Raw genomic sequence first — 14,353 nt, 5'->3', positions numbered from 1 at the left:
ATGAAATTACCTTCCCGATCAAAAGCTTATATGATTCCAGAATACAGTCTTACTGGAGATTTATTATCCTTTCTAACCTGCAATCTGCAGTACAGATACCAAAACAAAGGTACATTGCCTCCTTCTAAGCCTGTTCAGAGATGGTTTGGAGAATTTATTCATGGTGTTCTTGAAGAGGCATACATGGAATGGAATTTAAACAAAAAAGAATTTCCATGGAACTGGAAAAGTGATATCAGACCTATTGAAGATATGATTGATATTAGGTTGCAGGTTGATGGCCTATATCCCTATGATGAGGATCTATTTTACAGTTTACTGAATAGTGAATTGACTTTTGAAGAGTTGAATGAGCATGACCATAAGAAACTGGCCAGTGCTAGGGCTGAACGGGCGATAAACATATGGGGACCACATCTCTTTCCATTAATTGATTCGACAGAACTTCTAATAAAAGGCATAAGACATATGCCTAATTATGAAAAAAATGTCAGCAGGTCAAACTATTATGGAATTAATGGTGTTGTTGACGTATTGAGCTCAATGAAGATTAACAAAAACTTAAATCAAAGCAATCTTGACAACTACAATAATAAAATCATTGAATTCCTTAAAAACGACCAAGAATTTCGAAAAAAAATTGCCGATTACTCCGAGGGGGATGAATATGAAATCATCATCGACTATAAGGGCATGAAAAGGCCACCTCAACAGAGCATCAATAAAGTCAACAATCCCTGGGACAATCACAAACAGCAAATTTTAACATACTCATGGCTTAGAGGCCAACAGGAAGATGCAAAACCAATATTTGCAGGAATCATATTTTATTTAAATGAATTGGTTCCCTCAAAAGAGGACTTGCTTTTGATTCAGGATGAAATTGCCCATGACCTGACTGATGATGCCATAGACTATGGCAGATTTGCAGACGATGTCGAATTAATCATGAACTGGCAGGAAGATGACAAGGCGCCGGAACTTTCAGAAGAATTTAGGATAGCCCGATCTATCAGAATAATAAATATTGATGAAGATGAAATTGATGAATCGCTTAACAGATTTGACAATGTCGTTTTCAATATTGAAAGTTCATTAATCAATGAAATCAAAGGATGTAAAATTCAAGATGCATGGAAAGCGGATTCAGATGAAAGAACCTGCGATGCATGCGATTTCAAGACTTTCTGTAAAAATAACAGTGTTAAAAGCAAAGATATTAAAATTCCATAATAACAATATATTATTAAAGGTGATTTAATGGCAGATAATTTAGCAAAAAATAAAGAGTACTGTGAAAAAATCGAAAGTAAAATTAAACTCGATGCAAAGCCAGTGGCAATGAAACTGATTAAAACCGAAGATGACTTGCCTGAAGGAATTGATTTGATTGATGAAAAAATCAGACACTGCGAAATGGTTAGAAAAGCATCTCTGGGAGACACTTTCTATTCAACAATAGACCAGCAGTTATGCTTAGGTGGAGCAGGGGCCATTGGACTTAGAGATATGCCTGAAAAACTGGCAAATGGTGAAAAATACTTCTCATTAGGCAGATTCCAGGATTTAGAAACTGCTAAAAACCTAACCAGCAAACTTTCAATCATTGAGGACATAAGTTGGGGAATAATCTATGCACCATTGGATGAAGCTGACTTTGAGGCAGACGTTATCCAAGTTATTACCGAACCAGTTGGTGGAATGAAACTTGCTCAAAGCATAGTTTACAAAACCGGTGAGAAAATCACCCCTTCATTTGCAGGCATCCAGTCATTGTGCGGTGATGCTTTTGCAAACCCTTACCTAGCCGATGGAATCAACTTTACCTTAGGTTGCGATGGTTCCAGAAAAGCTGCAGACATTAAAGACAATGAGATGACTGTAGGTATCAGCAAAGCCAAAATTGATGAAGTCATTTCAGGTTTAGATTCAATCTAAGAGTTTTAAATAGTCATCATAGTGATTAATATTTAACAACTCTTTTTCATTTTTTTCTTTTATCCCATAAAAGGTATATCCATCATCAAAAATTTTACGCAATAAAGGATTTAAATTGTCATCCTCATTTTCAAGATATCCCATCAAGTTTTCGCGAGGAGCCACAAAAGGCATACCCAATCCTTCAGCAGTATCAAGCAAACCTGTTTTTCTTCTTCGCAAAATGGATATAGTTCTATATGGATCTTCACAATTTTGAATTACATCAATCATATTTTCAAATGTATGACTGCTGACTGTTGGCTGGTCTGCGGTAATGCACAATGCAAAATCCGAATCAGTATTTGACAAACCATTGAATAAAGATGTTGACAAACCTACATCTACAGGGTTGTTTTCTATAAACTTTACTTTATCTTTATAATTATCAAAGATAGCTTCCTTTATTTCACTAGCATAATGCCCAAGCACCACAATACATTCATCTATATTTAAGGATAATGCATTATCAATAGTAGTCTCTATAACAGTCTTATTGTTGAATGGCAAAATTAGCTTATTTGTTAATTCAATGCCTCGGGAAATTTGATCATTCCTCATTCTGGAATTCTTTCCGGCAGCAGTAATGACTGTTGAAATTGACATAAAAAAAAGAAAATTAAAAAGATATATTCAGTCATTTGGAATATATCTTACGATTTGGGCATAAATGCCCATTCCAGTTCCTTCACCTTCAGTCCACATGTTGATTTTAACCGGATAATCATGATTGTTATATACAGTGATATCCTGTGCAGGATTATAACCGAATAGAACTGCATCTTCATCCCATGACATACCAACCGGAAGGTCAAATCCTTCGGCTGTAACAGCTGCCCTCAATGCCCTTGCAGATGGACATACACCATGTGCAGCACTTCCACCAGGTGCGGAGGCATCGCTTGCAGATTCGAAGTAAACATAATCCTTACCGCTGGCAGTTGAATCAGGAGGGATGACTGTTCCATTCCATGCGTCAACAAATTGACGTGCATTGATTTCCCGAGTACCATCACCGTATTCCGGGTGGGAACCTAATTCTGTACCATAAGCTTCACCTGCTTGTTCGGTATAATTTGAAGCATATAATAAAATTGGAGCTCCTGTTGGATACTCTGAAGCGTAATCTACAGTTTCCTGACCGAATATCTTAGGAACATCAGTTGAACTAATATTATTTCTTCCGTCTGAAAGACCTGCCATTCCTTTTTCTAAAGTAAATGTAGAACCTTCCTGAGCATCATAATTATACCAACTGGCAATTGTAGAAGCATTATAATAGTCATTATGATAATCTAAATTTTTAATTTCATCAACAGGAACGGATTTAATCTTTTTACCGTTTTCATAAACGTCAACACCAGACGCAGTCTTTTTCAACCATTTGTATGGTGTACTATATGCCCATACATAATTGTCCGGCTCTTTTACAACCAGCTTATCGCCTGCATAGGTTAAAAAACCCGGACCTTCAACATCCACCACATTACCGTAAGAGTCAATACCTTCCCCTGAAACCGTTGTGAAATCAAATGGAACTGCACCTGTTGATAGGGCCATTAAGATGCCCTGCAAATCAAATGCCTGGAGTTCATGAGATAAAAAGGCGAAATTTGTCACCAAAGGAACCTCAACAGGTTCTGTTGTACCTACAATAGATTGATTTTCAAACATAGATTGGCCAATGGGAAGATTATATGCTTTTGCAACGGATTCAGCAGTATAACTACCACTTGCAGAATTGAAAACCGCAAGAAATACACATAAAGCAAGTAATGCTATAAATATAGCCGTAGAAATCTTTCTCCATCCTTTACTCATTTCATACACCCAAAAATTATACAATATATACTATATAACACATATTATAAAAAGGTTATTGAAAAAATTAAAGCTTTTCAGAAATCTGTTTAATCCTTTCTTGAATTTCGATTATTACATCCTGTCCATTACCACCTATTAGAATAGCCTCCTCATGAGAATATTCCGCAACCAATTCAATAATCTGGTCCAATGTATTTACAGTGATGATATTTCCCATATAACCCAAGGAATTAAGCCTATATATTGCAATGTCCAAAGTATCATCAAGACCTGGGAAAAGCACAATCACTTCAGGATTATACTTAACTGCAACATCCAATATGTCCAGCCTATGTACCTCATTATGCCTAGGAGTACCAATGAACAGTGCATAAAAGTCCTTTTCAGCCAAAACTGAAGCTAGAGCATCTGAATTGTCTGTCTTTCCAACATAAACATCCGCATCATTAATCTTATAAACATCCAACCTGCCCTCAACAGCCTTGAAATCTCCCAAACTTGATTTGATAATGTCTTTGGGTATCTTCAGTTCCCTTGCAATAGCAGTGGCAAGGCCAGCATTGAGGAGATTAAAGTTACCTATTAACTGCAGTTCATCCTGATAAGCGAAATAAGGAATTGTTTTACTTGAGGATTCTTTAAAATCCGTATTAAAATCCTGATCAAAAGCAGTGAATATTGTTTTGTCCTTGAAAAATCTAACCAATGAGTTTTTATAATTGGCAATAGTTTTGTGGACATCCATATGATCATTGCCAATATTGGTCAATCCTACCATATCAAAGTCAAAACAATAATTGGCAAAATCTAAAGTCATATCACAGACTTCAACAAGCAGAATATCATAATCACCATCTTGGGCCTCCAGGATTAAATCATAATAACCTGAAAAGCCTCCCCCTCCATTTCCTCCTACTATGACATTTTTACCTGCATCTTCCAAAATTCTTTTCAACATATGCACGGTAGTGGTCTTTCCGTTGGTTCCGGTAATTCCAATAGTGAAAATGTCCTTATGACTGTCTAAAACATCACTCAACAATTGGCCATTTTCAAGAAGTTTATCAGCAAAAGATCCTCCGTACATACTGGGACTGAATGCTATCGCATCACAACTTTCAATAGCATAGGAATTGGTAAAGCCCAAATCAACGGTTATATTGTCACCAACTATTGAAACGGTTTGTTTGTCTTCAATCATGTTCATATCTAAAACAGGTAAATTCAACCCCGCTAAATCAACATTAATATTCAAGTCTGTAGCATACACTTCCCAACCATGTTTTAAAAGAGAATTTACTGCTTTTTTTCCTTCTACACCTAATCCGATTACCGCTGCTTTCATAAAAAATAATTCCTTAAATAATTCTAATATAATTTTTAATGTTAGAATTAATAAATATTTTTATATAATGGAGAGTATACTTAAAGCAAGGTGATTAAATGTTTGAAGATGAAAGAGATGATAAAATTTACAATTTAATTATCACAAACGGCATTGATAAAAATAATGAATACGGCCAATTCACAGAAAAATTATTCTCAAAAGTTGATTTCAAATGGAAAGAATCAATATCCGGCTCCTATGCAACCGCAGGTGAGGCATTTTATAAAAAAGTAGATAGAATTATCATGCTGTCTGGCCTTTATAATGACAATAAGGAATTGTTCGAAAATCTGTTAAATGCCGGCAAAGAGCATAAAATACCTATAGTGCTTGTTAGGCCATTAGGATTAGAAGAAGTTCCGGAAGTGTTGGAGGAATCTGCCGCCACCATTGTAGGATGGAATGCCAACTGCATTATCGATTCCATTAAAGATGCTGAAGAAACAATGTGAAAAAAAAATAAAAGTAATAATGATTACATCATTACTTTTGAAATACCATTTTCTTTTTCAACCTTTATTAGATTATCCGCAGCGTTTTCAAGTTGCGCTTCATGAGTTACAATAATCATTTGAGGCAAGCTAGACATTTCCTTTAATAAATTAATCAGTTCATGTCTTCTTGAAGCATCCAAATGAATTGTAGGTTCATCCAATAAAATAGTGTCCAATTCACCATTTGCCATGGCTTGAGTAATACCCAATCTTAAGGCAAGCGCAATGGCAATTTTCTCACCGCCACTAACCATACTGATTGATGATTCGCCTTCAGGACCATAGACAGTGACCTCATAGTCATCATCAATGGTCAAATCTGAATAGTTGAAATTGAACTCCTTGAAGAAATCCTTGGTATGCTTTTGGATAGCCGGACGTGAAATATTTCTCAAGTCTTTTTGGATACCTCCCCTACTGTACAACTCCCTTATGTGCTTGAGCAAATCAACATACTCATTTACATTGTCATACTGCTTTTTAAATCCTGAAGCGGTCTTGATTTTTTCAGTCAAATCCTGAAGACTTGCAATGGATTCCTTTGCCTGACCTTTAATAGTAAATAGCTCTTCATTGAAGGAATTTTTCCTTCTTTCATAGCGTTCAAAGTTGTACAATATTTGTTCATACCTTTCCTCATCATATAATGAAGCTTCAATTTTATGTTCAATAATGTCCTTTTGATTTAATGAAACACCAATGTCTTCTTTAATAGACTCCAATTGAGTCATGTATGAATTTTTATTTTGAACAAAACCTTTGAGCTGATTATATTCTTCATTTTTCAGCTTCAAATCATCAATACGATTTTTAAGTTCAGCGGCACTGATATCTCCACTCAAATGAGGATCCTGTTCAATTGCCAGTTTAATGTTGGTTACATGATTGTCAATTTCATTTTTAATTTGTTTTAATTGGTATTGAGATTCAGTTTCACTGCCCAGAACCTCAAGTGCACCTTTGGACTGAATATATGCATCGTGGTCCTGTTTGAATGATTCACGTTCTTGCTTTTTATTGGCAATGACTAAAATTAACTCACCAAGTTTATTGCTAATGTATTCCTTAGACTCAAGGCTTTCATCCATCTTGTTTAATCTAATCAATTCGCCCTGAAGGTGTTCGAACTTCTGTTTGTATTCAATGATATTTTTAGACAGATCATTGAGATTTTGAAGTTTTTCCTCAAAGCTATTTTTATTTTTGGTCAATAAACGAATTGCCTCTTCATTTTGTGAAATTAACTTTTTGTTTTCGGAAATTTCACCATTATACTGTTTGGATAGTTCCTTTTTCTTATATGAACTGATTTCTGACTGGCAAACAGGACATCTGTTATCAATTCCTTCCAAATCATTTAAAGGTTTCTCACATGCTTTAATGTTCTGTTTATATACAACAATATCCTCATTTTTTGTAATTATCTCCTTGGATAAATCCTCAATTTTGGCAGATATTTCCTCAATGAATTCAGTGGTTAATTTTTCTAGATGACTGAAGTCATCAATTTCGGCCAATTTATCTTGAGACATGCCAAAATCATCCAATTTATCTTTTGATTTGGAAAAGAATCTATCAATATCATTTCTTTCCTCTTCGATATCTATTAACAGTTCCTTTTTATCCTTTTCAAGTTTAGCCATGGTGGCCAACTCTGATTCAAAGTTATTTTTTTGATTGTTCAATTTGTTAATATCCTCATCTGAAGCAAGATAACTGTTATAGCCCTCTTTTTTAGAGGAAACTATTTCTTTTTGTTGTGAAATTGATTCCAGCTTGTCCTCCATTTCCTCTTCCTTGACCTTTAATTCCTGAATACTTGTTACGGACTTTTCAAAATCAAGATAAACATCCAACTTAGAGACAAACTTTTCCAAACGGTCAATTTCTTCTTCAGCTTCACGAATTTTATCTAAATTCTCCTGAACATTATGTTTATCCTCTTCCAATTTGGCAAATGTTTTTTCTTCAATCTCCAAATTGTTAACTTGGGTTTCATAGATTTCCTTTTCCCTTTCCATATTTCGTTTGCTTTCAGAGATTTCCTTAATAATCTCATCAACTTCATCAATCTGCTCTTCGAGTTCGTGACCTCTCTTTTTGAGAATTTCCAATTCTTCTTTTTTCTTTTTGTAATTTTCAGTTAATTCCTCTGAATTGAACAGTTTACCCTTAAGCTCAGAAAGCTGAGATTCATAGTCTGTAATGAAAGGAAGCAAGTTTTTCCATGCTTTTTCCAAAGAATCAATTCCGAGCAATTTGCCGATCAGCTGTTTCTTCTCAGCAGGAGTTTTGTCAACCAACTCTGCAATTTCACCTTGCCTTATGTAGATTGCATTTAAAAACAAATCTGAGTCAATGTCTAGAATTTGACGAATTTCAGAAGAAACTTCCTTATCTCCAGTACAGACATGGACATATCCTCCTTCTGAAGAGGTTCTTTTAAATAAAGATGATTTTAAAGTTGATTTTTTCTCACGAACAATCTTATAATCCCTATTATTAGAACTGAATTCAAGCTCAACAGACATTGAATTCGCATTGTTTCTAACCAAATCATCGATTTTCTTTCCTGTGTGTTGTTTGAACAATGCAAAACTAAGTGCTTCAAGAATGGTGGATTTACCAGCCCCATTTTCACCTACAATAACACTGATTCCTTTGTCGAAAGGAATTACAGTATGTTCATGTGATTTAAAGTTGTTCAATTTCAATCTTGTGAAAATCATTGTGAAACCTCCTTATCAAATGTTACCTGAATATCCTCTTTTTCCTCTGGAGGTTCTTCCTTTTGTACTTTTTCAGTTTTAAATTCAATATCATCGAAATCCATAGGATAATGTTCATCAAAGTATTGATTTATCAACTCCTGAGATTCATCAACTTTATCCTTTGAAAGCAAATGATATAAGTCAACGGCCAAATTGGTTACTTCATCCCCATATTCGTCAAGCTGGCTTTCAAGAAGCTGTTCAGGACCTAATTTTTTAGATTCAACTTCAATAATCTCGTATTCCTCGCCCGCCATTATGAATGTAGGTCTGATCATTAAGGCCAAATCACCAAGTTCATCCTGAATAATTTCATAGACTCCGCCTGTATCGGACTCGACATCCCTGATTGTCAGCTTTAATATTGGTTTCTTATCGAAATCCCTGATGGTTTCCTTAATGCCTGCAATGCCACTTTCCAAATCATTATAGTTCAATTCCCTTTCAATGAATTCACGTGGAATATCAATTTTAATCCTTTTTATAACAGGCTTTGAATCCTGCAAATCAACAACGACAAAACCTTTACCGTTCACCCTATAATCAGCCAGCTCTGAAGTTTTCCAGATTTCTCCTGAACCCGGATAAACCAATCTGCCCTTACCATATGCATCATTAACATATTTATGGATATGGCCTAATGCATAGTAGTTAAAATTGTCAGGAATTTCACCAAGCTCCAATTCATAATTGAACTTGAAATATTGGTCAATTCCCTGGTGTAAAACCAAAATTGACTTGTCATGCTTATTTGCCTTTTCTGACAGTTCGGCCAGTTTGCTTTTTAGGGCCTTTCCATGTGATGCCGGATAGTAAGGAAGTCCTGCAATGAATATGTCTCCCTGCATATATGTAGGATTGATGTTGCTTATGACTTTCAGACCTAATTTTTTGAAAATCACATGGGGAGGAATGGATCCTTTGCGCATTACAACATCATGATTTCCAGCTATTGCATACATCGGAATTCCAGCACCTTTCAACTTCAGCAAACCTTTCTGAAAAGTCAAAAGCGCCATAGGTGAAGGTCTTGCAGTTTCAAATAAGTCACCGCTGTGTATTACAAAATCTACGTTTTCTTCTATTATCTTATCTATTACCTTATCAAACACTTCATAAAAGTCTTTTTCGCGTTCAAACAAACCGTATTGACGGTAACCTAAATGAGTGTCTGCTAAATGTGCAAATTTCATTATATCGCCTTAATTAATTTTTTGTATATAACCAATTTAAACACTTCAACAAGCATTTAATGTGTAATTGTATATTCTAATCTATTATTTAATAGTTTGCCAAGAGAGCATTTGAAAACTAATCAATATTGATTTTAAAGTGTAAAACAAATCTAAAAAAAAGTTAAGATGTGGGGAATTAATAATCATACCCCATATCCAAAAGTTCATCTTCCTGCTTTTGAATTTCCTCAGCTTCCCTTTCCAGTGAATCCCTGAAGTGAGAAACAATATCCATGTCATCACCATGCTGACGACCCTGGAATTTATCTATTTTAACGAGAGTAGGAACTTTTGTCATTAATCCAAGCACAATGGCTTCCCCAACATTTAAAGAAGGAAGCTGATTAACCAAATCCTGTGACAGGCTTTCACTAGCTGACTGGACATGCCTTTGGTCTTCGGGTTCTACAAGTCTCAGGATTATCATGTTATTCATTTGTGAGAGGGCATCATGGTCAACGGTTTTTGGTGACTGGCTTACCAGACACAAACCCAAACCGAATTTACGCCCTTCCCTTGCAACCCTTTGAATCCAGCGTTTCGAATCGGAATCCCTTTTTTGAGGAGCAAGAATATGTGCCTCTTCAAGTATATAAAATACTGAGTTGTCAAGCAGTTCTTCCTTATTTCCATTATTGGCAGCATTTTTTGATCTTTGCAGTGAATTTCTCAGTATATGACTTACCAGTACGCTTGCAACCGCTTCATCAACCTGACTTAAATCCAGAACATTTACATGGGCCTTTTTAATTGATGTCAATATGTTTCCTGTATATTGGTCAAAGAGGTTGGAATATCTGTCCATTGAATCATCAATCTTATTCATGACATCCACTATCTGCTTATCCGCCTTTTCTTCTTGTGAATATACTTCAAGGATATCATAAATTAATTTCAAAAAGTTGTTTTCATGTGCAACGCCATCCTCAATACGATTTTTAGCTTCCTTAAATGCCTTTCTGAAATGCCTTTCCTGGATATAACCGTTGCTTGGAATGTTGACAAGCTTTTTAATCTCATAAAAATTCATGTATTTAGGATTTATCTTTGGCCGGATTACATTGACATTGCCGTTTGGAAATTCTGCACCCTTATATTCGCCGTGCATATCAAATACAAATACGGGAACATTATATCCAAGCAATTGGTCTATCAATACTGATACCGTATTTGACTTGCCCGCACCGGTCATGGCCAGAATCGCAAGATGTCTTGACAATATCGGATTTGCATCAACATTGACATCCACATCACTTTGATTGACCAGTGATCCTAATTTTATCGGATTTGTAACCTTGAATATTTCCTTGAGTATTTCCGCATCGGCAAGCTCTATTTCAGTTCCAGGCAACACGGGTGTTCTAGGCAATCTTAAACTGTCATTGACATCTCCTAAAATCTTGACCTTTCCTCTTATATAGTTGTCTTCAACGCCGATTTTTGAAATCTTTTGGATTGCCTTGAAATCATTTATGTCAACATTCAAAGCATCATTGCCCCTTACCAAATTTTCAACCATGCCCAATACCTTTCTTCCATCATATTCTATAGTTACATATTGGCCAACCTGTGGCATTTTATTGGAAATAAATGTTACTTCGTTTAAATTTGTTTCTCCTACGCAGATTCCCACTACCATGACATCACTTCCCTGTTTGTTGTCTCGTATATCTTAGCTATTTTCATCAATTCCTTCATGTTCCTGTCGGTTATTACAACATCATTGTGAGCCTTGTTTAAAAGGTAAGGATAACCCTGAACCGACAGCACATTGATCTTTCGGATAATCTCAAACACTTCTTCCTTTGTTGCCCTGTAAGGCAGCTCAACTTTCAGTACGTTTTTATTATCCTGCAGCCTCACATAAAATACTGTAAATGTTAACTTTTTGAAAAAATCATTGTAAAACTGAAATGGCGCTTTCTTGTGAACTTCCCTGTATTTTATGATGGTCATTCCCTGCTTTTCTGTAAACTTGTCTAAAAATGCGATATCGGGGATGTTCCAGTGAAACAGGTCATTGTCCGATGAAGTCTTTGAAATTGAAATAATCTTTTTTCTATATTGAAGAATTTCCCTTAAAAGAATGATTTTTTCTATTGAAGCCAAGTGCAGATTTGTCTCGTTGAGAATATTTGAATCCTCTTTTTTAGGCAATTCAAAGAGCTTCAAATCATCTCGGATGCCTGGAAACAGCAACCCATACTGTCTGACACTGAGTCTGGAAAGGAATTCATTCAATAGTGAATCATCGAGATTTTCCTTAATTTTTGAAGGCAGCTTGGCTCCCCTTGGAAAGGCATTCTGCAAATCTCCAAGGATTGACCCGTCAAACATGTAATAATCAATATCATAATCCCGAAGGGTTCTCAGTGCACATTTCAACTCATAGATTGCCATGTAATTGCTTAAAAGTTCATCAAGAAATGACACGTGAGGTATATCAAAAATATCCGAGTCGTCAATCTTTTTTATCTGGCCGTCATACATTATTGATTCGGCACCCACAGCACAGAAATTGGTTGTGAGAAATTTCTTTTTATTGAAACTTCCGTCTCCTGCTGCAATCGAAAACTCGGCCTTGCTTTCGCCGATGCTTCGATTGAACCATTTATGTTCGAGTTGGGATTCGATATCTGTTGTCGGTTCTACATCAAATATAAATCCTCTTTTAGCGATGGCTTTTTCATATAGCGAATTTAACATAATATCACAGTTAATAGTATGTTAAATATATTAAAAAAAAGTTTGGTAAGAGCAGTTGATAACTACTCTTTTGAAGCTTTTAGAATTGCTCCGGTAATTTCTTGGATTTTAGCCTGAACATCATCCACTTCTTCCACAACAGTACCGGTTACAATGATGTCTCCTCCAGCTTTTGCAGCCATGTAAGCAGCCTTGCCGTCACGGATTCCTCCGCCAACAACCAATATGTTTTTAGGAGCTGCTTTTTTGGAATATGCCACCATTTCAGCAGGAATTGGTTCTTCAGCACCGGAACCTGCTTCGAGATAGAAGAATTTAATTCCAAACAATTCCGCAGACATTGCATAGACTGCAGGTATTTTAGGCTTGTTTCTAGGAATTAAGTTAGCATCTCCAACCCAACCGACAGTACCTCCAGGTGAAACTACCATGTAATGCATTGGAAGAATTTCCATTCCGGATGCCTTAACTGCAGGTGCTGCAATAGCCTGTGCGCCGTTAATCCAATAAGGATTTCTTGAATTTACATAGCTCATGTAAAAGATTGCATCAGCATATTTACTTACACTGCTTGTATTTCCCGGGAAAATAATTATAGGCACTGCAATGTTTTCTGACAATATTTTACAGGTGTTGTCAACGTCATCTCCATTAACAGTGGATCCACCAATCATAATACCATCGGTTCCACCTTCAATAGCTTTTGTAGCAATCTCCAAAGCTTCTTCAGGTTTCTGTTCGTCGGGATCAATTAAAGTAAAATGAAGTTTTCTTGTTTTTAAAATATCTCTAATATAATTTTCAACGTCTTTCATAAGAATACCTAAAAATAGTTTTGTTTAAAATAATATATAATGTTTTAGAAAAAAAATAGTGGGTTAGAGAATAATAAATTTATCCTCTTTGTTCTTTAGCTTTAAATCTTAAACCTTTGTAACCGCATTTCCTACAGGTTGTAGCGCCAGCAGGGTTACGAGCATTACATTTTAAGCAGATTTTTACATTGAACATTCTGTTTTCTGCTTCTTCAAATCTTGCCATTAATAACTCCTCCTTATAATCATGAAAATAAATAATAATAAACCGTTATGTATACATAACTATTAATTAATTATTTCAACTTAATAGTATTTAAATGTTTAGTTAAAATTAGTCAAAACAAAGAAAAATTGACCATAGAAAAAATATAAAAAAAGAGATTTTAGGATTAAATTCCTAAAACCATTTTGAGTGTTTAATTTGAACTTCAGTCAAAACCAAAGTCACTGTATCCTCCACCACTGGATCCGCTTGACCTGCTTGAACTACTTTTTGAAGAAGTACTGAAACCAAAGTCACTGTATCCTCCGCTTCCTGAACCTGATGAGGAACTTGAAGAGCTTGAAGAGGAACTAGATGATGAGGAACTGGATACTGCACTTTCTGTTTTTTGTGCAACATTAATTACAGAACCTGAACCTGAATCAGTATCATTGAATTTGATTTTCTCAGTCGGATCATGGTATTTGACACTTTCCCAGCATTGAAGCAGCAAATCCTTGCTAGATGACTGAATCAATAATGTATCATTATACTGGGTGTTTTTGACAAACACTGAATAAGTTCCGTTCTTTTCATAAACCACTACATCATTCTCTTTTAACTTTTTAGACCCAGTTGAAATTGAATTTTTAAGGTCTTTCATTTCCTTTACACTGGATGAAGTAGATAAATTGGAACAGCTTGTGATATTTATATCATAAGTTTTATCCTTATAATGATGAATTCCTTTCTTATTTACGTCATCAGTTTTATTGTCAGATTTGGGAACTTCCATATATGCTGATTTACTTAAAACCATAGTAGAATGATCAGTTATTGTTTCTGATGTTGTTTCATGGCCACTCAAGAAGAAATAAGCTCCTGCCGCAACTACTGCAACAACAATAACAGCCACTAAAATATATTTTTTATCCATAA

At 35.4% G+C, this 14,353-nt stretch carries 13 protein-coding genes; 3 read left to right on the top strand and 10 right to left on the bottom strand.

Translation table 11 applies throughout. The annotated features are described in order from the left end of the window. Complete coding sequence (locus tag ACJMLO_RS00825) at positions 1-1,233, top strand: hypothetical protein (protein ID WP_405292979.1); 1,233 nt, start codon at positions 1-3, stop codon at positions 1,231-1,233. A 27-nt stretch (positions 1,234-1,260) separates the two neighbouring features. Continuing rightward, positions 1,261-1,938, top strand: coding sequence for a DUF169 domain-containing protein (locus ACJMLO_RS00820; RefSeq protein ID WP_405292977.1), 678 nt, complete (start codon positions 1,261-1,263; stop codon positions 1,936-1,938). Here ACJMLO_RS00820 and ACJMLO_RS00815 read toward each other — a convergent pair. The 3 genes from ACJMLO_RS00815 to ACJMLO_RS00805 form a co-directional block, all read right to left on the bottom strand. Further along, positions 1,930-2,583 carry an NTP transferase domain-containing protein gene (locus ACJMLO_RS00815; RefSeq protein WP_405292975.1) on the bottom strand — a complete coding sequence of 218 codons (654 nt, stop codon included), beginning with the start codon at positions 2,581-2,583 and terminating at the stop codon, positions 1,930-1,932. The two genes, ACJMLO_RS00820 and ACJMLO_RS00815, sit on opposite strands and share 9 nt — an antisense overlap. A gap of 27 nt (positions 2,584-2,610) precedes the next feature. Further along, complete coding sequence (locus ACJMLO_RS00810; protein WP_405292973.1) at positions 2,611-3,798, bottom strand: hypothetical protein; 1,188 nt, start codon at positions 3,796-3,798, stop codon at positions 2,611-2,613. Between the two features lie 67 nt (positions 3,799-3,865). Beyond that, the gene (locus ACJMLO_RS00805; protein ID WP_405292971.1) at positions 3,866-5,146 is read right to left on the bottom strand and encodes a Mur ligase family protein; all 1,281 of its coding nucleotides are present in this window, start codon (positions 5,144-5,146) and stop codon (positions 3,866-3,868) included. A gap of 98 nt (positions 5,147-5,244) precedes the next feature. Here ACJMLO_RS00805 and ACJMLO_RS00800 point away from each other — a divergent pair, with 98 nt between their 5' ends. Next, on the top strand, positions 5,245-5,640 hold the full coding sequence (locus tag ACJMLO_RS00800) for a nuclease (RefSeq protein ID WP_405292969.1): 396 nt from the start codon (positions 5,245-5,247) through the stop codon (positions 5,638-5,640). A 23-nt stretch (positions 5,641-5,663) separates the two neighbouring features. Here the strand turns inward: ACJMLO_RS00800 and ACJMLO_RS00795 are convergent, their stop codons facing one another. The 7 genes from ACJMLO_RS00795 to ACJMLO_RS00765 all read right to left on the bottom strand — a co-directional run bounded on the left by ACJMLO_RS00795 (position 5,664) and on the right by ACJMLO_RS00765 (position 14,351). Further along, the gene (locus tag ACJMLO_RS00795; RefSeq protein ID WP_405292967.1) at positions 5,664-8,411 is read right to left on the bottom strand and encodes an AAA family ATPase; all 2,748 of its coding nucleotides are present in this window, start codon (positions 8,409-8,411) and stop codon (positions 5,664-5,666) included. Next, complete coding sequence (locus ACJMLO_RS00790; RefSeq protein ID WP_405292965.1) at positions 8,408-9,646, bottom strand: exonuclease SbcCD subunit D; 1,239 nt, start codon at positions 9,644-9,646, stop codon at positions 8,408-8,410. The genes ACJMLO_RS00795 and ACJMLO_RS00790 overlap by 4 nt, the downstream gene beginning before the upstream one ends. Before the next feature lie 178 nt (positions 9,647-9,824). Then, positions 9,825-11,327: a helicase HerA-like domain-containing protein gene (locus ACJMLO_RS00785; protein ID WP_405292963.1), complete on the bottom strand. Its 1,503-nt coding sequence runs from the start codon at positions 11,325-11,327 to the stop codon at positions 9,825-9,827. Next, the gene (locus tag ACJMLO_RS00780; protein WP_405292961.1) at positions 11,321-12,394 is read right to left on the bottom strand and encodes a DNA double-strand break repair nuclease NurA; all 1,074 of its coding nucleotides are present in this window, start codon (positions 12,392-12,394) and stop codon (positions 11,321-11,323) included. The genes ACJMLO_RS00785 and ACJMLO_RS00780 overlap by 7 nt, the downstream gene beginning before the upstream one ends. 62 nt (positions 12,395-12,456) lie before the next feature. Continuing rightward, positions 12,457-13,209, bottom strand: coding sequence for a geranylgeranylglyceryl/heptaprenylglyceryl phosphate synthase (locus tag ACJMLO_RS00775; RefSeq protein ID WP_405292959.1), 753 nt, complete (start codon positions 13,207-13,209; stop codon positions 12,457-12,459). 79 nt (positions 13,210-13,288) lie between these two features. Further along, positions 13,289-13,435 (bottom strand): 50S ribosomal protein L40e, encoded by a 147-nt coding sequence (locus ACJMLO_RS00770; protein ID WP_116591610.1) that lies wholly within the window; start codon positions 13,433-13,435, stop codon positions 13,289-13,291. A 205-nt stretch (positions 13,436-13,640) separates the two neighbouring features. Then, positions 13,641-14,351: a hypothetical protein gene (locus ACJMLO_RS00765; RefSeq protein ID WP_405292957.1), complete on the bottom strand. Its 711-nt coding sequence runs from the start codon at positions 14,349-14,351 to the stop codon at positions 13,641-13,643. Between the last annotated feature and the right edge of the window lie 2 nt (positions 14,352-14,353).

It is taken from the genome of Methanobrevibacter sp., assembly GCF_045120835.1.
GTDB lineage: Archaea > Methanobacteriota > Methanobacteria > Methanobacteriales > Methanobacteriaceae > Methanocatella.
Note: the sequence above shows the minus strand (reverse complement) of the source record. Positions and strands in the feature narration are given on the sequence as shown.

Excerpts from the sequence above, each read along its gene's own strand:
- ACJMLO_RS00775 (WP_405292959.1), bottom strand. The coding sequence starts at position 13,209 with ATGAAAGACGTTGAAAATTATATTAGAGATATTTTAAAAACAAGAAAA.
- ACJMLO_RS00815 (WP_405292975.1), bottom strand. The coding sequence starts at position 2,583 with ATGTCAATTTCAACAGTCATTACTGCTGCCGGAAAGAATTCCAGAATG.
- ACJMLO_RS00770 (WP_116591610.1), bottom strand. The coding sequence starts at position 13,435 with ATGGCAAGATTTGAAGAAGCAGAAAACAGAATGTTCAATGTAAAAATC.
- ACJMLO_RS00780 (WP_405292961.1), bottom strand. The coding sequence starts at position 12,394 with ATGTTAAATTCGCTATATGAAAAAGCCATCGCTAAAAGAGGATTTATA.
- ACJMLO_RS00820 (WP_405292977.1), top strand. The coding sequence starts at position 1,261 with ATGGCAGATAATTTAGCAAAAAATAAAGAGTACTGTGAAAAAATCGAA.
- ACJMLO_RS00800 (WP_405292969.1), top strand. The coding sequence starts at position 5,245 with ATGTTTGAAGATGAAAGAGATGATAAAATTTACAATTTAATTATCACA.
- ACJMLO_RS00805 (WP_405292971.1), bottom strand. The coding sequence starts at position 5,146 with ATGAAAGCAGCGGTAATCGGATTAGGTGTAGAAGGAAAAAAAGCAGTA.
- ACJMLO_RS00825 (WP_405292979.1), top strand. The coding sequence starts at position 1 with ATGAAATTACCTTCCCGATCAAAAGCTTATATGATTCCAGAATACAGT.
- ACJMLO_RS00785 (WP_405292963.1), bottom strand. The coding sequence starts at position 11,327 with ATGGTAGTGGGAATCTGCGTAGGAGAAACAAATTTAAACGAAGTAACA.
- ACJMLO_RS00810 (WP_405292973.1), bottom strand. The coding sequence starts at position 3,798 with ATGAGTAAAGGATGGAGAAAGATTTCTACGGCTATATTTATAGCATTA.
- ACJMLO_RS00790 (WP_405292965.1), bottom strand. The coding sequence starts at position 9,646 with ATGAAATTTGCACATTTAGCAGACACTCATTTAGGTTACCGTCAATAC.
- ACJMLO_RS00765 (WP_405292957.1), bottom strand. The coding sequence starts at position 14,351 with ATGGATAAAAAATATATTTTAGTGGCTGTTATTGTTGTTGCAGTAGTT.
- ACJMLO_RS00795 (WP_405292967.1), bottom strand. The coding sequence starts at position 8,411 with ATGATTTTCACAAGATTGAAATTGAACAACTTTAAATCACATGAACAT.